Annotated in this window: 23 protein-coding genes; 16 read left to right on the plus strand and 7 right to left on the minus strand. The window is 66.6% G+C overall.

Going from position 1 to position 24,909, the window contains the following annotated elements:
* Positions 1-3: 3 nt before the first annotated feature.
* Positions 4-2,838 (plus strand): MMPL family RND transporter, encoded by a 2,835-nt coding sequence (locus A5625_RS14320; protein ID WP_156748229.1) that lies wholly within the window; start codon positions 4-6, stop codon positions 2,836-2,838.
* Positions 2,839-2,952: 114 nt separating this feature from the next.
* On the plus strand, positions 2,953-3,876 hold the full coding sequence (locus tag A5625_RS14325) for an NADP-dependent oxidoreductase (RefSeq protein WP_066994697.1): 924 nt from the start codon (positions 2,953-2,955) through the stop codon (positions 3,874-3,876).
* On the opposite strand, the gene A5625_RS14330 is transcribed toward A5625_RS14325, so the two are convergent.
* Positions 3,854-4,654 (minus strand): alpha/beta fold hydrolase, encoded by an 801-nt coding sequence (locus A5625_RS14330; RefSeq protein WP_066994700.1) that lies wholly within the window; start codon positions 4,652-4,654, stop codon positions 3,854-3,856. The genes A5625_RS14325 and A5625_RS14330 overlap by 23 nt on opposite strands.
* A 233-nt stretch (positions 4,655-4,887) precedes the next feature.
* On the opposite strand from A5625_RS14330, the gene A5625_RS14335 reads away from it, so the two are divergent.
* The 4 genes from A5625_RS14335 (at position 4,888) to A5625_RS14350 (ending at position 9,322) form a co-directional block, all read left to right on the plus strand.
* Positions 4,888-5,844, plus strand: a complete 957-nt coding sequence (locus A5625_RS14335) for a TIGR03619 family F420-dependent LLM class oxidoreductase (protein ID WP_066994703.1) — start codon at positions 4,888-4,890, stop codon at positions 5,842-5,844.
* Positions 5,841-6,815: an AraC family transcriptional regulator gene (locus tag A5625_RS14340; protein WP_066994706.1), complete on the plus strand. Its 975-nt coding sequence runs from the start codon at positions 5,841-5,843 to the stop codon at positions 6,813-6,815. The genes A5625_RS14335 and A5625_RS14340 overlap by 4 nt, the downstream gene beginning before the upstream one ends.
* An 87-nt stretch (positions 6,816-6,902) precedes the next feature.
* The gene (locus A5625_RS14345) at positions 6,903-7,631 is read left to right on the plus strand and encodes a TetR/AcrR family transcriptional regulator (RefSeq protein ID WP_156748225.1); all 729 of its coding nucleotides are present in this window, start codon (positions 6,903-6,905) and stop codon (positions 7,629-7,631) included.
* Between the two features lie 149 nt (positions 7,632-7,780).
* On the plus strand, positions 7,781-9,322 hold the full coding sequence (locus A5625_RS14350; protein ID WP_066994711.1) for an NAD(P)/FAD-dependent oxidoreductase: 1,542 nt from the start codon (positions 7,781-7,783) through the stop codon (positions 9,320-9,322).
* A 15-nt stretch (positions 9,323-9,337) separates the two neighbouring features.
* Here A5625_RS14350 and A5625_RS14355 read toward each other — a convergent pair whose 3' ends face one another.
* Together A5625_RS14355 and A5625_RS14360 are read right to left on the minus strand one after the other, a co-directional pair.
* Positions 9,338-9,892 (minus strand): TetR/AcrR family transcriptional regulator, encoded by a 555-nt coding sequence (locus A5625_RS14355; RefSeq protein WP_066994714.1) that lies wholly within the window; start codon positions 9,890-9,892, stop codon positions 9,338-9,340.
* Positions 9,876-10,322: an SRPBCC family protein gene (locus A5625_RS14360; protein WP_066994717.1), complete on the minus strand. Its 447-nt coding sequence runs from the start codon at positions 10,320-10,322 to the stop codon at positions 9,876-9,878. Before A5625_RS14360 ends, A5625_RS14355 begins: the two co-directional genes overlap by 17 nt.
* 183 nt (positions 10,323-10,505) lie before the next feature.
* Between A5625_RS14360 and nrdF the strand changes: the two genes are divergently transcribed.
* Positions 10,506-11,480, plus strand: coding sequence for a class 1b ribonucleoside-diphosphate reductase subunit beta (nrdF, locus tag A5625_RS14365; RefSeq protein WP_197516102.1), 975 nt, complete (start codon positions 10,506-10,508; stop codon positions 11,478-11,480).
* Positions 11,481-11,734: 254 nt separating this feature from the next.
* Complete coding sequence (locus tag A5625_RS14370) at positions 11,735-12,160, plus strand: DUF3349 domain-containing protein (RefSeq protein WP_066994720.1); 426 nt, start codon at positions 11,735-11,737, stop codon at positions 12,158-12,160.
* A 15-nt stretch (positions 12,161-12,175) separates the two neighbouring features.
* Here the strand turns inward: A5625_RS14370 and A5625_RS14375 are convergent, their stop codons facing one another.
* Together A5625_RS14375 and A5625_RS14380 are read right to left on the minus strand one after the other, a co-directional pair.
* Complete coding sequence (locus A5625_RS14375) at positions 12,176-13,216, minus strand: NAD(P)-dependent alcohol dehydrogenase (protein ID WP_066994724.1); 1,041 nt, start codon at positions 13,214-13,216, stop codon at positions 12,176-12,178.
* Between the two features lie 118 nt (positions 13,217-13,334).
* Positions 13,335-14,414: an iron-siderophore ABC transporter substrate-binding protein gene (locus A5625_RS14380; RefSeq protein ID WP_197516108.1), complete on the minus strand. Its 1,080-nt coding sequence runs from the start codon at positions 14,412-14,414 to the stop codon at positions 13,335-13,337.
* A 377-nt stretch (positions 14,415-14,791) separates the two neighbouring features.
* Between A5625_RS14380 and ctaD the strand changes: the two genes are divergently transcribed.
* The 8 genes from ctaD to A5625_RS14420 all read left to right on the plus strand — a co-directional run bounded on the left by ctaD (position 14,792) and on the right by A5625_RS14420 (position 23,211).
* Positions 14,792-16,537, plus strand: coding sequence for a cytochrome c oxidase subunit I (gene ctaD / locus A5625_RS14385; protein ID WP_066994818.1), 1,746 nt, complete (start codon positions 14,792-14,794; stop codon positions 16,535-16,537).
* Between the two features lie 24 nt (positions 16,538-16,561).
* Entirely contained in the window at positions 16,562-17,800 is a 1,239-nt protein-coding gene (serB, locus tag A5625_RS14390) for a phosphoserine phosphatase SerB (protein ID WP_066994731.1), read from the plus strand.
* A 60-nt stretch (positions 17,801-17,860) separates the two neighbouring features.
* The gene (locus A5625_RS14395) at positions 17,861-18,703 is read left to right on the plus strand and encodes an ABC transporter ATP-binding protein (RefSeq protein WP_066994734.1); all 843 of its coding nucleotides are present in this window, start codon (positions 17,861-17,863) and stop codon (positions 18,701-18,703) included.
* Positions 18,700-19,518, plus strand: coding sequence for an NUDIX hydrolase (locus tag A5625_RS14400; protein WP_066994737.1), 819 nt, complete (start codon positions 18,700-18,702; stop codon positions 19,516-19,518). Before A5625_RS14395 ends, A5625_RS14400 begins: the two co-directional genes overlap by 4 nt.
* The gene (locus A5625_RS14405) at positions 19,515-20,279 is read left to right on the plus strand and encodes an enoyl-CoA hydratase (protein WP_156748231.1); all 765 of its coding nucleotides are present in this window, start codon (positions 19,515-19,517) and stop codon (positions 20,277-20,279) included. The genes A5625_RS14400 and A5625_RS14405 overlap by 4 nt, the downstream gene beginning before the upstream one ends.
* Before the next feature lie 10 nt (positions 20,280-20,289).
* A complete protein-coding gene (locus A5625_RS14410) occupies positions 20,290-21,261 on the plus strand; it encodes a class I SAM-dependent methyltransferase (protein WP_066994744.1) in 972 nt (323 codons plus the stop codon).
* The gene (locus A5625_RS14415) at positions 21,219-22,457 is read left to right on the plus strand and encodes a class I SAM-dependent methyltransferase (RefSeq protein WP_369830009.1); all 1,239 of its coding nucleotides are present in this window, start codon (positions 21,219-21,221) and stop codon (positions 22,455-22,457) included. The genes A5625_RS14410 and A5625_RS14415 overlap by 43 nt, the downstream gene beginning before the upstream one ends.
* A 70-nt stretch (positions 22,458-22,527) precedes the next feature.
* On the plus strand, positions 22,528-23,211 hold the full coding sequence (locus A5625_RS14420; protein ID WP_066994747.1) for an esterase: 684 nt from the start codon (positions 22,528-22,530) through the stop codon (positions 23,209-23,211).
* Between the two features lie 4 nt (positions 23,212-23,215).
* Here A5625_RS14420 and A5625_RS14425 read toward each other — a convergent pair whose 3' ends face one another.
* On the minus strand, positions 23,216-23,605 hold the full coding sequence (locus A5625_RS14425; RefSeq protein WP_066994749.1) for a DUF6264 family protein: 390 nt from the start codon (positions 23,603-23,605) through the stop codon (positions 23,216-23,218).
* A gap of 18 nt (positions 23,606-23,623) precedes the next feature.
* Positions 23,624-24,874 (minus strand): PQQ-binding-like beta-propeller repeat protein, encoded by a 1,251-nt coding sequence (locus tag A5625_RS14430; RefSeq protein WP_156748227.1) that lies wholly within the window; start codon positions 24,872-24,874, stop codon positions 23,624-23,626.
* Positions 24,875-24,909 lie beyond the last annotated feature (35 nt).

Raw genomic sequence — 24,909 nt, forward strand, 5'->3', positions numbered from 1 at the left:
ATCATGGTGCGCAAACCGTTCCTTGCGCGGACCATCCGCAGGTTCGCCGTGCCCGTGATTCTGGCGTGGGTCGGGCTCATGGTCGTGCTCAACGTGGCCGTCCCTCAGCTGGAGCCCGTCACCGAAGCGAACCGGGGACCGCTGGTCCCGGTCGATGCGCCCTCGTCGCGGGCGCTCATCCACATCGGGGAAGTGTTCAAAGAGTCGGACAGCAACAGCCTGGTGATGGTCGTGTTGGAAGGCGATCACAAGCTCGGCGAAGCCGACCACCACTTCTACGACGACTTGGTGGCAAAACTACAGCGAGACAAGCACGTCCAATACGTCATGAATCTGTGGGGGCAGGGGACAACCGCCGCGGGGGTGCAGAGTAACGATGGAAAGGCGTCCTACACACTGGTTCGGACTGCCGGCAATCTCGGCTCGGCGGTGTCGGACGAATCAATCAAGGCGGTGCGAAACGTGGTCTCGCAGAACAGAACCCCGCCTGGACTGAAGGTTTACGTCTCGGGCTCGGCACCGCTGTCGGCGGACATGCTCGAAGCCGGCAACGAGAGCCTGATCATGATCATGTTCGTCACCATCGTTCTCATATCGGTGATGCTGCTGGTCGTCTACCGCTCGATCACGACCGCGCTCCTGGTGCTGTTCATGGTGATGCTGGAATTGAACTGCGGGCGGGGCATCGTCTCCTTCCTCGCCTTCCACAAGTTCATCGGGATATCCGAGTTCGCGTCAAACCTTCTGGTATCCCTGATCCTCGGTGCCGGTACCGATTACGCGATCTTTCTGATCGGCCGCTACCACGAAGCACGCCACGCGGGTGAAGACCGGGAAACCGCTTACTATTCGGCCGTGAACGGCGTCTCCCACGTCATCCTCGGATCTGGTCTCGCGGTCGCCGGCGCAACGTTCTGCCTCAAGTTCACCCGCCTCAACTACTTCAATACCTGTGGGATCCCCTGCGCTGTGGCTATGCTCACCGCAGTCGCGGCGGCCCTGACCTTCGGTCCGGCTGTGCTGGCGCTGGGCAGCCGCGTGGGGATCTTCGAGCCGAAACGCAAAGGCGGAGCGGGGATTTGGCGCAAAGTCGGCACGGTGACGGTGCGGTGGCCCGGCCGGGTCCTGCTGGCCAGCTGCGTGGTGGTGCTGGTGGGATCGCTCACGCTCTCCACCTACCATCCCAACTACGACGACCGGATATACATCTCCAATGACAGCCCGTCGAAGCTCGGATATGCCGCGGCCGACAGGCACTTTCCGGTCAGCAGGCTCAACGGTGACATGATGATGGTCGAATCCGACCACGATATGCGCAACAGCACCGACATGATCGCGCTGGACCGAGTGGCCCGCAGTGTGTTTCACACTCCCGGTGTGGGATTGATCCAGAGCGTCACCAGGCCGTTGGGGACTCCGCTTGAACATTCGTCGTTCACTTACACCATGGGCTCAATGGGAACGAAGATCAAGGAAATCCTGCCGTTCCTCACCGACCTCAACACCCGGCTCACCGAGATGGCCGGCATCACCGATCGCATGACGGGGCTGATGCGCCATCAACAAGAATTGACGTCTCAACAGGCCGGCGCGGCTCATATTGCCGCCGGAGCGGCCCAGGGCATGAAGGACGTCACCGACGCGATGCGCGACGACATCGCCGACTTCGACGATGTCTGGCGGCCGATCCGCAGCTACTTCTATTGGGAGAAGCACTGTTTCGACATCCCGCTCTGCTGGTCGCTGCGTTCGCTATTCGAGCTGACGGACAAGTTCGACCAGCTGGACGAGCAAATGGACAAGAACCTGAAGGCTGCGATAATTCAGGACTCGGTGATGCCGCAGCTGGTCGAACTCCTCGGCCGCAATGTCGACCAGCTCGAGCAGCTACACCAGGTGATCATGGCCGAGCACAGTACGATTGCGCCCCAGCTGGCCCAGTTGGACGAGCTGAGCCGGCAGATGACGGATCTGGGCTATGCGTTCGACAGTGCGAAGAACGACGAATTCTTCTATCTACCACCAGATGCGTTCAGCAATCCGTCGTTTCGCATCGATCTGAAATTCTTCATGTCCCCCGACGGCAAAGCCGCTCGATACATGATCTACCACGACGGCGAAGCACTCACGGAACGCGGCATTCGCCACGACCAGGTCTATCTGCCCGCCGCCGAGGAGGCGTTGAAAGGCACCACGCTCGCCGGCGCCCATGTCTACCTCGGCGGCGCCGCGACGACGTACTGGGATATCCAGGATGCGGCCGCAACCGACCTGATCATCGCGGCCACCGCGGCGTTCGCGTTGATCTTCCTGGTGATGCTGCTCATCACCCGGAGCATGATCGCGGCGCTGGTCATAATCGGAACCGTAGCGTTTTCGTATTCGGGAGCGTTCGGCCTGTCGGTCCTGATCTGGCAGCACCTGCTCGGCATCCCGATCAGCTGGCTGGGTCTGCCGCTCACCTTCATCATCCTGGTGGCGGTCGGCTCGGACTACAACCTGCTGCTCATAGCCCGCTACCTGGAGGAAAGCAAAGCTGGGCTGAACACCGGCCTGATCAGAGCGGTCGCCAACTCCGGCAAAGTGGTCACCACCGCCGGTCTGGTGTTCGCCGTCACGATGATGGCCATGGTCTCCGGCAAGCTGGTCTCGGTCGGTGAAATGGGATCCACGATCGGGATCGGTCTGCTGCTCGACACGCTGATTGTGCGTTCGTTCATCACGCCCGCCCTCGCTCGTCTGCTCGGGCCATTCTTCTGGTGGCCCCGCCTGATTCGCGCCCGACCGGCGCGTGCCGCGCGGCGGGTAGCGCCGGCCGTATACGCCGGCGTTCGGTGACCGGCGCCGTGTCGCGTTGTGTGGGCCGCATGGCTTGATGGCCCTGGTGCTCGCACCGCGGAGGTGCAAACGTTATCGGCGGGCCCCCACGAAGTGGATAGGAAGTGACGCGACATGCAAGCGATCACCGCGCGCGACCGCGCCGCCGGTTTCCGTGGACTCGCTCTGGCCGAGGCGCCCCACCCGCATGCCGCCGAAAACGACGTCGTTGTCCGCGTGCATGCCGCCAGCTTCACCGCGAACGAGCTCGACTGGCCGGCCACGTGGACCGACCGCTCCGGGCGCGATCGCACGCCCGTCATTCCAGGGCATGAAGTCTCCGGAGTTGTGGCCGAATTAGGTTACGGCACAACAGGGCTGACCTTAGGGCAGCGGGTTTTTGGGATCACCGACTGGGCCCGCGACGGCTCGCTCGCGGAGTACGTCGCGGTGGAGGCCCGCAATCTCGCGCCGTTATCAGCCGACGTCGACCACGTGGTGGCCGCTGCGTTGGCGTTGCCCGGACTGACCGCATGGCAGGGGCTGTTCGCTCATGCCCACCTTGTCGCCGGCCAGACCGTTCTGGTTCATGGCGCCGCCGGTGCCGTCGGTTCCCTGGTGGTGCAACTTGCCCGCGACGCGGGCGCTTGCGTCATCGGGAGCGGGCGTGCCGAGCACCGCGAGGCGGTGCTGGGCCTCGGCGCCGACAGTTTTCTGGACCTGCGATCGGATCGCCTCGAGGAGGCCGGCACGGCCGACGTGGTATTCGACGTAATCGGTGGTGAAATCCTGGATCGCTCAGCGCAATTGGTGCGTCCGGGCGGCGCGCTGATCACCATCGCCGAGCCGCCGCGGGTTCAACCCGAGCACGCACGCGCTGTCTTTTTCGTCGTCGAACCCGACCGGCAAGCCCTTACCGTGCTGGAACGCAGGGTTCGCGACGGCCGACTGCGCCCAGTCGTCAAAACGGTATGTGCACTGGCCGACGCTGCGTCGGCATTCGACCCGGCGCGTCGTGGCGGCGGCAAGACCGTCATCACGGTCGCCGAAGCGGGCTAGCCGAGCGCGCGTCGAAATCCAGTACCGCCCGCGCGAATTGTGGTGGGTCGTAATCGACCGCCTGGTGCCCTTGGCCGCGCAACTCGGCAACCGTCGCGCCTGGTACCAAGTCGGCTACGGCCGTGGCGGCCGCCCGGAAATACGCGGGACTCTGGGTGCCGAACAACATACGCACCGGCACGGTGATCCCGGCTAGCCGCTCGGTGGCTCGGTAGGCGCGGGCCGCGGCGAGTTCGCGGCCGGCGGTGTGCCCGATCGAGTCGGCCAGATACGGAAACTCGCGATTGGCAAGGTCTTTGATGGCCGGCCGGGGGAGATGCAGGGTGTCGTCGTAGAACGCTTCGAGTATTTCGCGCGGGTCCGACATCGTGGTGATGCGTGCGAGGCCCTCGGGCGACCCGACGTCATGGCCCGGCGACGGGATCGGCGGCTCGTACAGCATGATCCGGACGAATGCGGATGTGATCAGGGCTGCTTCCAGGACCGCCAACGCCCCGTAGGAATGCCCGACGACGTAGACGTCGCCGCCGACGGCCTCGGCGACGGCCGCCACATCCTCGGCTTCCCGGCTCAGGCTGTAGGGCTCGACCTCGGTGGTGCTCAGTCCCCGACCACGGCGGTCCATCGCGTGGACGGTGTAACGCTGTGCCAGCACCGGCGTCACCGAGGACCAGCGAGCACGCGTGCCGGTGCTGCCATGCACCAGCAGCAGCGGCGGACCGGCGCCAACGGATTCATAACCGATGCGGGTCCCGTCGGGAGAAATCACGGTTGTCATGCTGATTGCAACACCGCCCCGGGCCCGTTCCCAGTTGACAAACGCGTCATGTTGCCCACAGAAACTGCCATGCTCCAAATCAGTTGACTGCAAAACACTCTGGTAGCAGCGCACACCGCTCACAATGCGCCATCCGCTCCACAGAATAGGACGGCTCTGGCCATCAACGGCATTGGCGGCGCGGAATGGTTGTTCTCTTCTCGCGAGCGTCACGATTCGATGGAAGGTACCGAATGAGACTTGGACTTCGCCTGCCCCAGAGATTGGGCGTCGACCTGCAACACGATCTGGTCGAAGCGGCCCGGGCAGCCGAGGCGGCCGGATATTCCAGCGTGTGGACATACGAGCGACTGCTCTTCCCGCGGACGCCCGTCGAGCCCTACGCCGGATCCAACGTGCCGTGGCCGGAACACTCGCGCCAGGCCGCCGACCCGTTGGCCGTCCTCACCGCCGCGGCCGTCGCGACCGAAAGCGTCCGCCTCGGTACCTCCGTCCTCGTCGCGGCACTGCACACTCCGGTCCAGCTCGCCAAGGCGCTCGCCACGATCGATCAGATCAGCGGCGGCCGAGTGATCGCGGGCCTGGGCACCGGTTGGGCCACCGACGAACTGCAGGCCACCGGCGCCACCCGGGCCGATCGCGGCCGCTTCCTCGACGAGACGCTCGATGTCTTCGACGCGGTGTGGGGCCCCGACCCGGTGAGCTTCCGGGGACCGCGGGTGGTGGTCGACAACGCCGCGGTCCTGCCCAAGCCGGTGGCGAAAATACCCGTCATGCTGGGTGGCGGCGGCCAAAACCTGGGCCGTGGCACCAGTTCGAAAGCGTTGCAGCGCATCGCCAAACGCGCCGACGGCTGGCTACCGCTGCTGGGCACGCCGGGCCCGGCGGGAGCTGCGCAATTGCGGGCCGACTGGGACCGCATCCGGGGCATGGCTTGCGAATACGGGCGTGACACGAGCCGGATGGAGATGATCGTGGTCGGCAACGTCACCTTCACCCACCGGACGGCCGGACCTGACCGAACCGCATTCGTCGGCACGCTGGACCAGGTTCTCGACGATGTCCGGACCGCCGCGGAGGCGGGCGCCGACGAGCTCATCGTGGATCTCAATCTGCAGGACTGGTTCACCAGCACTGCGCAAATGCTGGAGACGGCGGTGCTGATACGCGAACGAGCGGCAGTCTCGTGATCGAAGGTCTGCGCATCCTGACCGATACTTCGGATCCAGAAGAGGCGCGTACCCAAATCGCTTCCGTCTACTGTCCTCACCGCCTCACTGTCCAGCGCGGCTTGTCGAAGTTCCGTGCACAGCACGCCGAGGGAGGCGCCAGTGGTTTAGGCGTTTACTTCCTGTCTTATGGGTCGGCTACCACATTGCTGGAATCCGGGAGACTCGACGACTTCGTCCTGGTGTCCCAACAGATCAGCGGCCGCTTTGCGGCCCGTGCGCACAGCGGGGAACGGCTGCTGGTGCCCGGCGAACACGTGGTGCTGGATGCGCACACGGCGTATCAGCTGCGCTGGGAAGAGAACTGCAAGCTTTTCCACGCGCGGATTCCGCGTACCGAATTCGAGACGGCGGTTGCTGAGTTCACCGGCGCGGGTGAGTCGGACGCGGTTCGATTCCCGTTGAGCTCGCGACCATCGAAGCCAGGAACGGTGGCCGTCGCGAAGGTGATGCAATTCCTGCTGCGTAATGCCGGACGGAACGGCCTTCTGACTTCCGGGCCGCTACTGCGGGCCCAGATGCGTCGGATGTTGGTAGCGAGCATCGTCGAGGCCTACCCCGGGTTTAGTCACACGGACGCGGGCCCCAGTGGTGCCGTTCGGCCGCCGGCGGTGCGGCGTGCGGTCGCCTACCTCGAGGACGCCGCGGCCGAGGACGTCCGGATCAGCGACGTGGCGGCTGCCGCGCGGTTGAGCACTCGTGCCCTCCAGGAAGCCTTCCGTAAGCACCTGGACACGACTCCGATTGCCTACCTGAAGTCGATCCGGCTTGCTCGGGCGCACGCGGACCTGCGGCAGTCATCTGTCGAGGACGGGACGACCGTGGCAGCCGTCGCATACCGGTGGGGCTTCGGCAATCTCGGCCGGTTCGCGGCCGACTACCGGCGGGAATTCGGCCGCTCTCCGAGCGAGGTACTGCGTGGGTCGCTGTGACGGGGCCGAGACAAGTCCATCACGACGCCGCGCCGCAAAGGTGGAGTCTGCCCAGGTCAGAAGGCGCGACGGGGTAAGGTGCTTGAGGTGGTGAGAATTCCGCGACCGCATCCCAGCGTGAAGCCGGGGGCCAAGGTCGACGCGCGCAGCGAACGCTGGCGCGAGCACCGCAAGAAAGTGCGCGGCGAGATCGTCGACGCGGCGTTCCGCGCCATTGACCGGCTCGGACCCGAGCTTTCGGTGCGCGAAATCGCCGAAGAGGCCGGCACCGCCAAACCCAAGATCTACCGGCATTTCCATGACAAGTCCGACCTGTTCCAGGCGATCGGGGAGCGGCTGCGCGACATGCTGTGGGCGGCGATCTTCCCGTCCATCGACCTGAAAACCGACTCGGCCCGCGAGGTCATCCGGCGCAGCGTCGAAGAATACGTCATCCTGGTCGACAAGCACCCCAACGTGCTGCGGGTGTTCATCCAGGGCCGGTCGGCGGCCAGCCCCCAAATCCTGGCCGAGGGACGTGGCATCACCCTGGCGGTGGCCGACATGTTCGACAACGAGCTGCGGGAGATGGATCTCGACCACGCCGCGGTCGAACTGGCCGGGCATGCGGCATTCGGCTGTGCCGCGTCGGCCACCGAGTGGTGGCTGGGTCCTGAGCCGGAGAGCCCCCGCCTGATGTCGCGTGAGCAGTTCGTCGCGCACCTGACCACCATCATGATGGGGGTCATCGTCGGCACCGCCGAGGCGCTGGGCATCACGATGAATCCTGACCTGCCGATTCACGAAATGGCGGCCGGCAACCCGGCCGCGAGCTGAGCAAGCCGCGGCGTTGACAATCGCCGCGGCCATCGATAACACTCGTCCGAACCGATACCCTGGGTACTGGGTATCTGCGTGAGCCGGGTCCGAAGTCGAAGACGCCGGCTAACGCCGACCCGAGACAGCTTTGGAGAGAAAGACCGACCGTGACCGACGTCGTGACACAAACCGAGACGATCCCCGGGGCCAAGGCCTCGCAACCCGTGCACACGCGCGCCGTCATCATCGGGACCGGGTTCTCCGGTCTGGGGATGGCGATCGCACTGCAGAAGCAGGGCATCGGTTTCGTCATCCTGGAAAAGGCCGACGACATCGGCGGCACCTGGCGAGACAACAGTTACCCCGGGTGCGCCTGCGACATCCCGTCACACCTGTATTCGTTCTCATTCGAGCCCAAACCCGACTGGAAAAACCCGTTCTCCTATCAGCCCGAGATCTGGGACTACCTCAAGGGCATCACCGAGAAGTACGGGCTGCGCCGCTACGTCGAGTTCAACTCGTTGGTGGACCGTGCCCACTGGGACGATGACGAGAACCGCTGGCACGTGTTCACCGCCGACGGGCGCGAATATGTCGCCCAGTTCCTGATTTCGGGTGCCGGCGCCCTGCACATCCCGTCCATGCCCGACATCGAGGGCCGCGACGAATTCCGCGGTGCCGCTTTCCATTCCGCGGAATGGGACCACAGCGTCGACCTGACCGGCAAGCGGGTGGCGGTGATAGGAACCGGTGCCAGCGCGATCCAGATCGTGCCGGAGATCGTCGGGCAGGTCGCCGAACTTCAGCTCTACCAACGCACTCCGCCGTGGGTGGTGCCGCGATCGAACCCCGAGATTCCGCCGGCGGTACGCGGGGCGATGGAGAACGTCCCCGGCCTGCGTGCGCTGGTCCGTCTCGTCATCTACTGGGGACAGGAAGCGCTGGCGTTCGGCATGACCAAGCGGCCGAACCTGCTGAAGGTCATCGAGGCCTACTGCAAGTACAACATTCGGCGCTCGGTCAAGGATCGGGAGTTGCGCCGCAAGCTGATCCCGAACTACCGCGTTGGCTGCAAGCGAATCCTGAACTCATCCACCTACTACGGCGCGGTCGCCGACCCGAAGACCGAATTGGTCACCGACCACATTGCCCGGATCACGCCCGACGGCATCGTTACCGTCGACGGCACCGAGCGGCAGGCCGATGTGATCGTGTACGCCACCGGATTTCACGTCACCGACTCCTACACCTACGTCCAGATCAAGGGACTGCACGGTGAGGACCTGGTGGACCGCTGGAACCGCGAGGGCATCGGTGCGCACCGCGGGATCACCGTGGCCGATGTGCCCAACCTGTTCTTCCTGCTGGGGCCCAACACCGGGCTGGGACACAACTCGGTGGTGTTCATGATCGAATCCCAAATCCGTTACGTCGCAGACGCGATCGCGACCTGCGACAAGCTCGGCGCGCAGGCGCTGGCCCCCACCCGCGGCGCTCAGGACAAGTTCAACGACGAGTTGCAGCGCAGGCTGGGCCCGTCGGTGTGGAACAGCGGTGGATGCAGCAGCTGGTATCTGGATGAGCATGGCAAGAACACCGTGCTCTGGGGCGGCTACACCTGGGAGTACTGGCGGTCGACCCGCTCGGTCAAGCCGGACGAATACCAGTTCTACGGCGTGAACATGGGCCGGCACGCGGCCGCCTCCTGACGGCGGGCGCTCGTATCATCCTTGGCGCCTGATGATTTCGGCGAAGGCCTGCGCGGCCGCGTCCACTCCGGCATCATCATCGGTGGCCACCAGATCCAGTAGCAGGCCGCGTACGACAGCCAGTCCAAGGCGGGCCAACGCGGGGTCGACCGGGCCGTCGGCGAGGTACTTTAGGGCCTCGGCTTCGGCCAGCCAGCGGTCGACGGCGCCGGGAATCATTCGGGCGAAAGGCTTTTCGCCCTGGGCGGCGCGGGCATAGCACTCGAAGAAGAGCCGCTCTGATTGGCGAAGCTCGGGCCGACGAAGGTCGGCCCACATCGCGGCAAAGCTCTGAGCCGGATCGGCCGGCAATTCGGCCAACAGCTCCATCTGACGGCGCTCGACTTCCTCGACGATCGCCACGAGTAAGTCTTCTCGAGAGCCGAAGTGGTGCAACAGCATCCGGTGGCTGGTGCCGACCGCGGCGGCCACCTCGCGCAGCGACCGGTCGCCGATGCCGCCGGTGGAGAACTCAGCGACGAGTGCGTCGAGGAGTTGACGGCGCCGCTCGGGGTCAGGAGTTCGCGCCATCGGCGCGGCTGGCCTGCTCGGATCGGGCCTTGAGTCCCTGGCCCTCCAGGTCGAGGAATCGCTTGGTCTTGTTGATCATCAGGCGACCGACGAGCGCGCCCAGGACACCGCTCTGATCGAGTTGCTGACGCACCAGCGTGCGACCGCCGGGCTGCGCAATGACATCGTGGCGGGCGGTCACCCGCGCCCCGGGTGAGCTCTGCACCCAGGTCCACGACGCACCCGGGTCGAGCTCGGTGACGTTCCAGACCAGCTTCGGCATGCCGGGCTGTTTGATCGCGAACCGTCTGCCGACGGCGAGGACGGGCCCGTCCAGCCCGACCAGGGAGGTCACCGAGGCGGTCCAGTCGGGCCAGTGCTCGACGTCGGTGAAGACATCCCAGACGAGTTGCGGCGGTGCGTCGATCTCGACGCTGTCTTCGGTAATCATGTACCAAATGGTACATCGTAAAACGCGGGATACTGGAGAGCGGACGTGAATCCGGGGCTTCCGGGACACGGCGCACGACACGTAAACACAACCTCTTGTGTTGCGCGGCGTTGTCGGACCCCAGGGGTAGTGTCTGGGGCCTGGGATCAATCCGGCCAAAACGGTGTGTGAAGTGGGGTTCTGGTGACCGACAACATGAAGCTGATCGACCGCGTTTCGGCGATCAACTGGAACCGGCTGCAAGACGAAAAAGACGCCGAGGTGTGGGACCGGTTGACCGGTAACTTCTGGCTGCCGGAGAAGGTGCCGGTGTCCAACGACCTGCCGTCGTGGGGCACCCTGACCGCCCACGAAAAGCAGATGACGATGCGGGTATTCACTGGCCTGACGCTGCTGGACACCATCCAGGGCACCGTCGGCGCGGTCAGCCTCATTCCCGACGCGCTGACCCCGCACGAGGAGGCGGTCTACACCAACATCGCGTTTATGGAGTCGGTGCATGCGCGCAGCTACAGCAACATCTTCTCCACGCTGTGCTCGACTGCCGAGATCGATGACGCCTTCCGCTGGTCCGAGGAGAACCCCAACCTGCAGCGCAAGGCCGAGATCGTCATGCAGTACTACAAGGGCGACGAGCCGCTTAAGCGCAAAGTCGCCTCCACGTTGCTGGAGAGCTTCTTGTTCTACTCCGGCTTCTACCTGCCGATGTACTGGTCGAGCCGGGCCAAGCTGACCAACACCGCCGACATGATCCGGTTGATCATTCGTGACGAGGCCGTGCACGGCTACTACATCGGCTACAAGTATCAGCGCGGCCTGGCGCTAGTGGACGAGGTCAAGCGCGCCGAGCTCAAGGACTACGCCTACGAGCTGCTCTTCGAGCTGTACGACAACGAGGTGGAATACACCCAGGACCTCTACGACGAGGTCGGGCTGACCGAAGACGTCAAGAAGTTCCTGCGCTACAACGCCAACAAGGCGTTGATGAACCTCGGCTACGAGGCGCTGTTCCCGCGCGACGAGACCGACGTGAACCCCGCGATCCTGTCCGCGCTGTCACCCAACGCCGACGAGAACCACGACTTCTTCTCCGGCTCGGGGTCCAGCTACGTGATCGGCAAGGCCGTCGTCACCGAAGACGAGGACTGGGACTTCTAAACCCACGCACCGTCATCAATGGGAACCGGGCCGGCCGCTCTAGTCGGGGGGGAGGGACTGGGGCCGGCCCGATCAATTGTTCCGACACCGGCGAGACCGGTTTTGTTCCCGCTGAATGCCACGTAGCGGTGAATTCACCTCCCGTTTTCAACCCACCCCGGGACCTCTGAGCGGTTCATGAACGGGGCATGAATTGTCGGTGTGGCGCGACCGCCCGCTGGCGGCGATGACGCAGCTGCCCTGACACTGTTGGGGTGACGAATACCGCCGCCTCACAGACCGCCAACTTCTGCCGTTCGGTGCTGCGCTGGCTGCGCGCCGGCTACCCCGAGGGCGTCCCCGGGCCAGACCGCGTGCCGCTGCTGGCGCTGCTGCGCAGCACCCCGCTGACTGAAGAGCAGATCGCCGAGGTGGTGCACAACATCACCGCGGACGGATCTCCCGCCGTCGCTGACGGTGTGATCGGCCGCGACGAAATCGCCCATTTCATCTCCGACATGACTCACTACGACGCCGGGCCGGAGAACATCATCCGGGTGGCCGCCACCTTGGCCGCTGTGGGATGGCCGCTGGCTGGCATCGACGTCAGCGAGGTCATTCCGGGTGACGAGTGGGGCGAGGCGGCAGAACTCGCCGCCCGCAGCGCCGCACCGAAAAGCGCTCCGGGCGTAGCGCTGTAGGGCGGGTCAGCCGCCCTACAGCTTCGAAATGTCGATGACGAAGCGGTAGCGGACGTCGCTCGCGAGCACGCGCTCGTAGGCTTCGTTGATGTAGTCGGGCTCGATGACCTCGATCTCCGGCGTCACGTTGTGCTCGGCGCAGAAGTCCAGCATCTCCTGAGTTTCGGCGATGCCGCCGATGTTCGAGCCGGACAGGCTGCGACGGGCGAGCGCCAGCGAGAACGCGCCCATTTCCATCGGGTGCTCGGGAATGCCCAATTCGACGAGCGTGCCGTCGACGTCGAGCAGGCTCAGATAGTCGTCGAGGTTCAGGTTCGCCGAGACGGTGTTCAGGATCAGGTCGAAGCTGTTGCGCAACTGCTTGAAGGTCTCGCGGTCGGCGGTGGCGTAGTAGTGCTTGGCGCCTAGGCGCAGCCCGTCCTCCATCTTCTTCAGCGACTGCGACAGCACCGTCACCTCGGCGCCCATCGCCGCGCCCAGCTTGACGCCCATGTGGCCCAGCCCGCCCAGGCCGACGATCGCCAGGCGAGTGCCCTTGCCGGCCTTCCAGTGCCGCAGCGGCGAGAACAGCGTGATGCCCGCGCACAGCAGCGGGGCCGCCTTGTCCAGCGGCAGCGAGTCGGGGATGCGCAAGACGAAGTTCTCGTCGACGACGATCGCCTGGCTGTAGCCGCCCTGCGTCGTCGTGCCGTCCTTGTCGGTGGCGTTGTAAGTGAACGTGGTACCCCGCTTGCAGTACTGCTCGAGGCCGGCCTCACAACTGCTGCACTGACCGCAGGAGTTCACCATGCAGCCCACCCCGACGTGGTCGCCCACCTTGTACTTGGTGACCTCGGAGCCCACCGCGGTCACCACGCCGGCGATCTCGTGGCCCACCACCAGCGGGTAATCCGGAGTGCCCCATTCGCCTTTGGCGGTGTGAATGTCGGAGTGGCAGATGCCGGCGAACTTGATGTCGATCGCCACGTCGCGCGGACCCGGGTCGCGGCGCTCGATGGTGGTCTTGGTCAGTGGTGCGGTCGGGGAGGTGGCGGCGTACGCCGAAACTGTGCTCATGGATATCCCTCTTTTGAGTCGATGCGTCATCAAGAAGTTTAGCTAAGGTAAAAGTTCTTCCGCCAATGCGCGGGCGAATATCACCTTATGACGATGTGTGCGTATCGGCTGGCCGTGATCAGTTGATCGGGGCGTTCACCAGGCGCAGGTCGTCGACGATGCCGCGGGCCGCGATCAGGCCCTCGCCGGTTTGCCATATCTCGTCGTTGACGACGTAGACCCGATTGTCCCGGTTGGCCGACAGCTTGCGCCACGGGTTGCTGTCCAGGATCGTGGCGGCCCGATCCGCGGCGGCCGGAGTGGCGCATGACACATACACCACATCGGCGTCGGCGCTCGAGATGTCCGGGTTCTTCGCGAGATCCGCGTCGCTGGCGCCGATCTCGATGTAGGGCTTGTCGGTGAACCGCTGGGAAGCCGGCCGGTCCACGCCGACCGCGCCGAGCACGCTGGCCGGGAAATTGTGGCTGCCGTACACCCGGATCGTGCCGGCCGTCAGCTGCACGATCGAGGCCTGAAAGTGCGAGGCGTCATGGCGGGCGCCGATGTCGGTCGCCCGCTTTGAGAAGCCGCTGATCAACGCGTCCGCCGCCGCGCCCCGTCCGGTGGCGGCACCGACAGCGCGCAGATTGTCCTGCCACGCCGCGCCCGGCGCGGCGGTGAACACCGTCGGGGCGATCGCGCTCAGCTGCGGGTACAACGTCGGCGTCAATCCTTGCGAGCCCAGGATCAGATCCGGGTGAGCCGCCGCAATCGCGTTGACGTCGGGGTGGGATCGGGTGCCAACACCGGGGACGCCGTGCACCGCGCCGCCCAGGTAGGCGGGCTGATTCGAGGAGCCGTCCGGCACCGCCGCGCCGACCACCCGCGATTGCAAACCCAGCGCGCACAACGTGTCGAGCTGGTCGCCGGAGAGCACCACGATGCGCTGCGGATCAGCGGGTACCTGCACGACGTTCGGGTCGACGCCCGCCGCGTTGTGGGCCTGCCGTTTCGACGAACCCGGATCGGCCTCGGCGGCATCTCGCGCGCACGACTCGTCCGGCCGGCGGTCGTTCCCCAGCACGCCGGCACCGGCGATCTGGGTGGTGGGCGTGATCAGTGGACGGGTCGACGGCTGGCCAGCGGGTTTGTCGGACCCGCAGCCGCTGCAGGCCAGGACGACGGTCGCCGTCACCGCGGTCGTCGCCGCGGCCAACCGGGCCGGTCTGATCACGCCGAACAGCACGCGTCAGACGCTAACATTCGGCCGGCGTGGCGATCGGGAGCGCGGCGGAGCCGGGCGAAGCGGGTCGCCACCATTCGGCCGGCGTGGGGATCGGGAGCGCGGCGGAGCCGGGCGAAGCGGGTCGCTACCATTCGGGCGGCGTGGCGATCGGGAGCGCGGCGGAGCCGGGCGAAGCGGGTCGCCACCATTCGGGCAGCGTGGCGGCGCCGCGCCGACGAACGCGCCGCACCGGTGAGCCATTTACGACAGTTTGTAGGACCAGCCCTGACGTCGCCATGATCGGCGGCTAAGATTCGTCTCAATACCGATTTTTGGGCCAGTGTCCGACTGGATGTTTGGAGAAGCTGTTGACAGCCGAAGCGCCCCCCTTGGGACAACTCGAGGCCGTTCGTCCGTACCCGGACCGCATGGGCCCCAAAGGGAACCTCGTCTACAAACTGATCACGACCACCGATCACAAGATGATCGGCATCATGTACACGGTCACCTGCTTTGGCTTCTTCTTCATCGGCGGGTTGATGGCGTTGCTGATGCGCACCGAGCTGGCCGCCCCCGGACTGCAGTTCCTGTCGAACGAGCAGTTCAACCAGCTGTTCACCATGCACGGCACCATCATGTTGCTGCTGTATGCCACGCCGGTGGTGTTCGGTTTCGCCAACTTGGTGCTGCCGCTGCAGATCGGTGCACCCGACGTGGCCTTCCCGCGGCTGAACGCCTTCTCGTACTGGCTGTTCCTGTTCGGCGGGCTGATCGCGGCGTCCGGCTTCATCGTGCCCGGCGGGGCGGCCGACTTCGGTTGGACCGCCTACACGCCGCTGTCTGATGCGGTCCACTCACCCGGCGCCGGGGGAGACCTGTGGATCACCGGCCTGATCGTTGCCGGTCTGGGCACCATCCTGGGTGCCGTCAACATGATCACCACCGTGGTGTGCATGCGCGCACCCGGCATGACGATGTTCCGGATGCCCATCTTCACCTGGAACATCCTGGTGACCTCGATCCTGATCCTGATCGCGTTCCCGATCCTGACCGCCGCCCTGTTCGGGCTGGCCGCCGATCGACATCTGGGCGCCCATGTCTATGACGCGGCCAACGGTGGAGTCTTGTTGTGGCAACACCTGTTCTGGTTCTTCGGCCATCCCGAGGTCTACATCATCGCCCTGCCGTTCTTCGGCATCGTCACCGAGATCATCCCGGTCTTCTCGCGCAAGCCGGTCTTCGGCTACACCACGCTGGTGTACGCGACGTTGTCGATCGCGGCGCTGTCGGTCGCGGTGTGGGCGCACCACATGTTCGCCACCGGAGCCGTTCTGCTGCCGTTCTTTTCGTTCATGACGTATCTGATCGCGGTGCCGACCGGGATCAAGTTCTTCAACTGGATCGGCACTATGTGGAAGGGCCAGATCACTTTTGAGACGCCGATGCTGTTTTCGGTCGGCTTCCTGCTCACCTTCCTGCTCGGTGGTCTGACCGGCGTGATGCTGGCCAGCCCGCCGCTGGACTTCCACGTCACGGACACCTACTTCGTGGTCGCGCACTTCCACTACGTGCTGTTCGGCACCATCGTGTTCGCCACGTATGCGGGCATCTACTTCTGGTTCCCGAAGATGACCGGCCGGCTGCTCGACGAGCGCCTGGGCAAGCTGCACTTCTGGCTGACCTTCATCGGGTTCCATACCACCTTCCTAGTGCAGCACTGGCTGGGCGACCTGGGCATGCCGCGCCGCTACGCGGACTACCTGGCCAGCGACGGCTTCCAGCCCTACAACATCGCCTCGACCGTGGGCGCCTTCATCCTGGGCGCGTCGATGTTCCCGTTCGTCTGGAACGTCTTCAAGAGCTGGCGGTACGGCGAGGTCGTCACGGTCGACGACCCATGGGGCTACGGCAACTCCTTGGAGTGGGCGACCAGCTGCCCGCCGCCGCGGCACAACTTCACCGAGCTGCCCCGAATCCGTTCGGAGCGCCCGGCATTCGAGTTGCACTACCCGCACATGGTGGAGCGACTTCGCGCCGAGGCGCACGTGGGTCGCGCGCACGGGCCCTCGGACAAAGATGTCACCAGACTGGACGACGTCCAGGTCCGCAGCTGATGGCCTGACGGGCGGCTGCCGGGAGTGAACTCACCACTCAAGGTGTCGGTGCTGATCACCGTCACCGGCGTGGACCAACCGGGCGTGACAGCGACCCTGTTCGAGGCACTGTCGCGGCACGGCGTCGAGCTGTTGAACGTCGAACAGGTGGTGATTCGGCACCGTCTGACGCTGGGCGTGCTGGTGTGCTGCCCGGCCGAGGTCGCCGACAGTGCGCAGTTGCGCGACGATGTCGAATCGGCCATCCGCGAGGTGGGCCTCGAGGTCAGCATCGAGCGCAGCGACGACGTGCCGATTATGCGGGAGCCCTCGACCCACACCATTTTCGTGCTGGGCCGGCCGATTACCGCGAGTGCGTTCGGCGCGGTCGCCCGTGAGGTGGCCGGGCTGGGCGTCAACATCGATCTGATCCGCGGTGTCTCCGACTATCCGGTGATCGGCCTCGAGCTGCGGGTCTCGGTGCCGCCGGGCGCGGACGGGGAGCTGCGGACTGCGCTGAACCGGGTGTCCAGCGAGGAACAGGTCGATGTGGCCGTCGAAGACTACAGCCTGGAACGACGGGCCAAGCGGCTCATCGTGTTCGACGTCGACTCGACGCTGGTGCAGGGCGAGGTGATCGAGATGCTGGCGGCCCGGGCGGGCGCCGAGGGCAAGGTCGCCGCGATCACCGACGCCGCGATGCGCGGCGAGCTGGACTTCGCGCAGTCGCTCGAGCAGCGGGTGGCGACGCTGGCCGGCCTGCCCGCCAGCGTGATCGACGAGGTCGCCGATCAGCTGGAGCTGATGCCCGGCGCTCGGACCACCCTGCGGACGTTGCGGCGCTTGGGTTATGCCTGCGGGGTGGTGTCCGGAGGTTTCCGCCGGATCATCGAGCCGTTGGCCGAGGAGTTGATGCTGGACTACGTCGCGGCCAACGAGCTGGAGATCGTCGACGGCACCCTCACCGGCCGGGTGATCGGACCGATCGTCGACCGGGCCGGAAAAGCAACGGCGCTAAGGGATTTCGCCGCCCAGGTCGGGGTGCCGATGGCGCAGACCGTCGCCGTGGGCGACGGCGCCAACGACATCGACATGCTGGCCGCGGCCGGGTTGGGGATCGCATTCAACGCCAAGCCGGCGCTGCGCGAAGTCGCCGACGCGTCGCTGAGTCACCCGTATCTGGACACGGTGCTGTTCCTGCTGGGTGTCACCCGCGGTGAAATCGAGGCTGCCGACGCTGTCGACGGCGAGGTCCGCCGGGTCGAGATCCCGCCCGAGCCGTAGCGATCGCGGGCGTGGTGACCCGGCAGGTATTCGAGCGTCGCGGTACGGCACGATGGTCGGGTGCCCGAAAACGGAAGCGAGTCAGCCGACCCCGATCTGCTGCTCGACTTCAGGCAGGTGTCGCTGCACCGCGGTGGCAACGTCTTGGTCGGGCCGCTGGACTGGGCTGTCGAACTCGACGAACGCTGGGTGATCGTCGGGCCCAACGGGGCCGGTAAGACCTCGCTGCTGCGGATCGCTGCGGCGGCCGAGCATCCTTCATCCGGCATCGCTTTCGTGCTCGGCGAACGACTGGGTCGGGTCGACGTCAGCGAGTTGCGCTCCCGCATCGGGCTCAGCTCCTCGGCTTTGGCGCAGCGGATCCCCACCGACGAGGTGGTCCGCGATCTGGTGGTGTCGGCCGGCTATGCGGTGCTGGGCAGGTGGCGGGAGCGTTACGAAGACGTCGACTACCGCCGCGCGATCGACATGCTGGAGAGCTTGGGCGCCGAGCACCTCGCCGACCGCACCTACGGGACGCTGTCGGAGGGCGAGCGCAAGCGGGTGCTGATCGCCCGCGCGCTGATGACCGACCCCGAACTGCTGCTGCTCGACGAGCCCGCCGCCGGCCTGGACCTGGGCGGCCGCGAGGAGTTGGTCGCGCGGCTGGCCGACCTGGCCGCGGACCCCGACGCCCCCGCGCTAGTGCTGGTCACTCACCATGTTGAGGAGATTCCGCCCGGGTTCAGTCACTGCATGCTGCTCTCGGAAGCCCAGGTGGTTGCCGCGGGATTACTGACCGACGTGCTGACCGCTGAAAATCTGTCCACCGCCTTCGGCCAGGCGATCGCCCTCGACGTCGTCGACGGGCGCTATTTCGCGCGCCGAATCCGTACCCGCGCAGCCCACCGGAGGCCGTTATGACGTCACCCGAGGAAGCCCCGCTGGTCGCACGGCCGGCCGCCACCGTGATGCTGATCCGCGACGTCCCGGAGGGTATCGCCGTCTTCCTGATGCGGCGGCACGCCAAGATGGAGTTCGCCGCGGGAACCATGGTGTTCCCCGGCGGCGGCGTCGACGACCGCGACCGCAACGCCGACATCGCCTGGGCCGGCCCGCCGCCGCGGTGGTGGGCGCAGCGGTTCGGCATCGAAGCCGACCTGGCCGAGGCGCTGGTCTGCGCCGCGGCCCGCGAGACGTTCGAGGAGTCCGGCGTGCTGTTCGCCGGGCCGGCGGGCGCACCGGACAGTATTGTCGACGACGCCTCGGTGTACAGCGACGCCCGCCGGGCCCTGGCCGACGGGACGTTGTCCTTCGCGGACTTCCTGCGCCGGGAGAACCTGGAGCTGCGTTCGGATCTGTTGCGGCCGTGGGCCAACTGGGTCACCCCGGAGGCCGAGCGGACCCGCCGCTATGACACCTATTTCTTCGTCGCTGCCCTGCCGCAGGGACAGCGCGCCGACGGGGAGAACACCGAATCCGACCGGGCGGGCTGGACGACGCCGGAAGCGGCCATCGACGACTTCTCGTCCGGCCGCAGCTTCCTGCTGCCACCGACCTGGACGCAGCTGGACTCGCTGGCCGGGCACACCGTGGCCGACGTGCTGGCCGTGGAACGCCAGATCACGCCGGTGCAGCCGCACCTGGAGATCCAAGGCGACAACTGGGTGTTCGAATTCTTCGATTCCGACCGCTATCACCGGGCGCGCGAAGCCGGTGGCCTGGGATGGCGGCATTGAGCGAGTTCGTCAGCGTGGTGGTCAGCGACGGCTCGCGGGACGCCGGACTGGCCATGTTGCTGCTGTCGCGGCCACCGACGAATGCGATGACCCGTCAGGTCTACCGGGAGGTGATCGCGGCGGCCGAGGAACTGGGCCGGCGCGACGACGTCGCGGTGGTGATCCTGTTCGGCGGCCACGAGATCTTCTCCGCCGGCGACGACATGCCCGAGCTGCGGACGCTGCGGGCCTCCGAAGCCGAGACCGCGGCGCGGGTCCGGCAGGAGGCCGTCGACGCCGTGGCGGCGATCCCCAAGCCGACCGTGGCCGCGATCACCGGATACGCGCTGGGTGCCGGGCTGACGCTGGCGCTGGCCGCTGACTGGCGGATCAGCGGGGACAACGTGAAGTTCGGCGCCACCGAAATCCTGGCCGGCCTGGTGCCCGGCGGCGACGGGATGGCCCGGTTGACCCGCGCCGCCGGCGCGAGCAAGGCCAAGGAACTGGTGTTCAGCGGCCGCTTCTTCGACGCTGAAGAAGCCCTGGCGCTCGGCCTCATCGACGACATGGTCGCTCCCGACGACGTATACGACGCCGCCGCCGACTGGGCGCGCCGGTTCCTCGAGGGGCCGCGGCACGCGCTGGCCGCCGCCAAGGCCGGTATCGACGACGTTTTCGACCTGGAACTGCCCGAGCGGCTCGCCGCCGAGCGCCGTCGCTACGTCGAGGTGTTCTCCGCTGGTCAGGACGCTGACGACAAGGCGGATCCCGGCGGCCGTTAGGCTGCCCTGCATGACCAGTTCGACCGACGCCGCTCCGACGCCCCACGCCACCGCCGAGCAGGTGGAAGCCGCCCGGCACGACAGCAAGTTGGCCCAGGTGCTCTACCACGACTGGGAAGCCGAGACTTACGACGAGAAGTGGTCGATCTCCTATGACCAGCGCTGCATCGACTATGCCCGCGGTCGCTTCGACGCCATCGTGCCCGACCCGGTGCTGCGCGAACTGCCCTACGACCGGGCCCTCGAATTAGGCTGTGGCACAGGCTTTTTCCTACTCAATCTGATCCAGTCCGGGGTCGCCCGGCGCGGCTCGGTGACCGACCTGTCGCCGGGCATGGTCAAGGTCGCGACCCGCAACGGGCAATCGCTGGGCCTCGACATCGACGGCCGGGTCGCCGACGCCGAGGGCATCCCGTATGAGGACAACACCTTCGACCTCGTCGTCGGGCACGCCGTGCTGCACCACATTCCCGACGTGGAGTTGTCGCTGCGCGAGGTGATCCGGGTTCTGCGCCCCGGCGGCCGGTTCGTCTTCGCCGGCGAGCCGACCAGCGCCGGTGACGTCTATGCCCGCGAGTTGTCCACGTTGACCTGGCGAATCGCCACCAACGTCACCAGACTGCCCGGTCTGGGTAGCTGGCGGCGCCCACAGGCCGAGCTTGACGAGTCCTCGCGGGCCGCGGCGCTGGAGGCCATCGTCGACCTGCACACCTTCACGCCCGGCGATCTGGAGCGGATGGCCGCCAACGCCGGCGCCACCGACGTGCGGACCGTCAGCGAAGAGTTCACCGCCGCGATGTTCGGCTGGCCGGTGCGCACCTTCGAGGCGTCGGTACCGCCCGGGCGGCTGGGCTGGGGCTGGGCGAAATTCGCCTTCAACGGCTGGAAGACACTCAGTTGGGTGGACGCCAATGTGTGGCGCCGCGTGGTACCGAAGGGCTGGTTCTACAACGTGATGGTGACCGGGGTCAAACCCTCCTGAGCGGTGGGCTGCGGTTCGGCACGGACGACGTCAGTTACCTGCGGTCGCAGGCGGGTGCTGCGGCGCTGGCGTCGGTTTCCGGACTGGAGCTGTCCGACGCCACCCGAGTCGGCGACGTTGCCGCGGCGCGCGCTCAATTCGGCGACCGGGCCGCGATTCTGGTCGAGACGGTGCTGTTGCGCCGCCGGGCCGCCGACAAGCTAAGCGAGTTGAGCCCGCGCGTGCCGGAGTGGCTGTTCACCGACGAGGCGCTGCAGCAGGCCACCGCGGCGCCGGTGGCCTTGCACCGGGCCAGGCGCCTGGCTGAGCGGCCGGGCGTCATCGTGCACGACGTGACGTGTTCGATCGGCACCGAACTGGCCGCGCTGCACGCCTGCGGCCTTGCCGCGGTGGGCAGCGACATCGATCCGGTGCGGCTGGCGATGGCGCGCTACAACGCGGGGGAGTCGGCCTGGATCTGTCGCGCCGACGCGCTGCACCCGATCACCCGCGACGCCGTGCTGGTCGTCGATCCCGCGCGGCGGGCCGCGGGGCGCCGCCGGTTGCGCATCGAGGACTACCAACCCGCCCTGAGGTCGCTGCTGGACACCTACCGCGACCGGCAATTCGCCGTGAAGTGTGCTCCCGGAATCGATTTCGACGAGGTGCGGCGTCTGGGTTTCGGTGGGGAAATCGAGGTCACGTCGTATCGAGGTGCGGTCCGGGAGGCATGCCTCTGGTCGGCCGGACTGACGCAGCCCGGCGTCCGCCGCCGGGCCAACATCTTGGATCGCGACGACCAACTCACCGACGCCGATTCCGATGAGTGCCCGGTGGGGCCGGTCGGGCGGTGGATCGTCGACCCGGACGGCGCGGTGGTCCGGGCGGGGCTGGTGCGCCAGTACGGCGCCCGGCACGGGCTGTGGCAGCTCGACCCCGATATCGCCTACCTGTCCGGCGATCGGCTGCCCGCGGCGGACCGGGGGTTCGAAGTACTCGAACAGCTGGCCTTCGACGAACGCCGACTCCGTCAGGCGCTGTCGGCGCGGGACTGCGGGTCGCTGGAAATCTTGGTGCGCGGCGTGCGGGTCGACCCGGACGCGCTGCGGAAACGGATGCGGCTGCGCGGCAGCCGTCCGCTGTCGGTGGTCATCACCCGCATCGGTGCGCGCACATCCAGCCGCACGATGGCCTTCGTTTGCCAACCCTCCCGATAGCGCCGGGTACGCTGACGGCGGTCACTTCTCCGGGTCACCGGCCCGGCTAGTCTGCGAGGGCAATTCCACGATGCGTTATTCGATAGCCGCTGCGCTGCTCGCGGCGGCGGTCTTCTCGGGCTGGCCGGCCGCGGCCGAGCCGCCGTCGTGTGCCAGCCTGGGCGGCAGCGTCGAGGCCGGCCAGATGTGTCACGTGCATGCCACCGGGCCCAACTACACGCTTAACATGACGTTTCCCGTCGACTATCCGGACGGACAGGCGCTGAACGACTACATCACTCAAAACCGCGACGGCTTCGTCAACGTCGCCCAGAGTTCCGGGGGGCGCGATCAGCCCTTCCAATTAGAGGCCACCACCGAGCAGCACAGCGCCGGGCAGCCACCGCACGACACCCGCAGCGTGGTGCTCAAGTTCTTCCAAGATGTCGGCGGGGCGCACTCGTCGACCTGGTACAAGGCGTTCAACTACAACCTCGGGACCAGGCAGCCCATCACATTCGACAACCTCTTCCCGCCCGGCGCTGCCCCGCTGGACGCTATCTACCCGATTGTGCAGCGCGAATTGGAACGCCAAACTCCTTTGGGCGCCGCGATTTTGCAGTCGACAGGTCATGACCCGACGCACTATCAGAACTTTGCCATCACCGACGATCAGCTGATCTTCTACTTCGCCCCGGGTGAGATGCTGCCGGCGTTCGGCGGCCCGCTGCAGGCCCAGGTCCCGCGGAATTCCATCCCGCCGCTGGCCCTCTAGCGGCTCAGACCGGTCCAGCCTGTAGCTCCATCGCTACCGCGCCGATCGCCAGCGCCACCTGTGCGAGGCAGCCGATGATCGGTACGAAGAAGGCCCGCTTTTGTCGAACCAGCAGATACACGGCGATCACGATGTCGATGACCAACAGTGCGGCGCCGCCCCAGGTGCCCAGGTTCATGGCCCGGTCGATCCAGGCGGGGTCGCCGCACTTCTGATAGCCGCACGGATCGGTGCTCATCACCAGCAGGCCCAGCACCACGAAGGTCGCGCCGTAAAGGCCGCCGTGGATGACCAGCAGGATGAGCGTCGCCACGATGTCGACGGTGTTGCTGCGCTGGCCTACTGCGGGGTTGGTTGTCGCGACGTCCTGCGTCGCGGGCTCGTCCATAGGCACTACAGAGGTATGTCCCGGTCAGGCCGGCGCGAAACCGTAGACCTGACCGTCGCTGGTGGCGGCCACCACCCGGCGATCGGTTCCGACCGACACTCCCAGGGGATAGCCGGTCGCCGCCGGCAGCGGAGAGCTGCCCAGCGTGCGGCCGCTGCCCGGATCGAAGACCAGCAGCGACATACCGGGGGCGCCGTTCGCCGGTGGCCCGCTGGCCACGGTGTAGCCGACACCGCCGCCGGCCAGGCTCGACGTCGACAGCGGGACGACATCGTCGCGGCGCCACACCTGATCGGCATGGTCACCGGCATCCCTGAACGCCGCCAGCCGGGTGTCCGGCCCGCCGCCCGACACGATCAGCCCCTGCGGAGTGACCGCGGGCGGCGTCTGCGCCAAGAATCCCAGCGGCGCCGACCACTTCACTTTCCCGTCGGCGGCACGCAGCGCCCACAACCGCTGATCGCGGCCGCTGACGTAGACCGTCGAACCGTCGGCCGACAGCACCGGACTGGCGATGACACCGGCGGCCACGGCGTCGCTCGACCATTCGCGAGTCAACAGCGGCGTCTGCCCGGGGTGGTACTTCAGCCCCACCAGACCTGCGGCGGGAGCGCCGGGCTGCCAGACACCGAGCACCACCATTCCGTTGGTCGCCGAGAAGGCGGGTGCGCCCGCGACCGGACAGTCCTGGCGGGCCGGCGCGCAATCGGCCAGTCCGCGCGCCGCGTCGGTGGGATCGATGCCGTCGACCAGATCAAGGGGGCTGCCGACTACCTCGCCGCGGTGGGCGTCGAAGACCAGCACCTGTCCCAGATGGGTGGCCACCAGCAGCTCGTTTGGCCCGAGGAATCGCGGCGTGGTGGGCATGCCGATCACCGGCTGGCGCCACCGCGTCCACTGGGTGACCGGGAAAGACAGGAAGGCTCCGGGCTGGCCGACGTAGAGGTTGTCGAAGCCGTCGATCAACGGGCCGCCGAATCCACCTCCCTGGGCCAGCCGTACACACCAGCGCTGCCGCCCGTTGTTGCCGTTCTCCCACTCCATCAGTGAGCATCCCACCGAGGTTTGGGCGTTGAGGGCCAGGTAACCGCGCGCGCTCAGCGCCGGCCCGGCCGCCAGGGTTCCTTTGACCGAGCGGGTCCACTGCAGCGACAGCTTGGTGGCCCCGCCGGTGCCGGTGTAGCTGCTGTTGGCGGCGTCGGCATACTGCGCCGGCCAGCCTTGCGCAGCTGAGGCTTCCACCCACGAGTCGGTGTTGCCGCACGCGCCGAGCATGACTGCGAGCACAGCCGCCAGCACTACGGGTGACC

Origin of the sequence: Mycobacterium sp. 1465703.0 (assembly GCF_001672975.1) — a bacterium.
In the GTDB taxonomy this organism is placed as follows: domain Bacteria; phylum Actinomycetota; class Actinomycetes; order Mycobacteriales; family Mycobacteriaceae; genus Mycobacterium.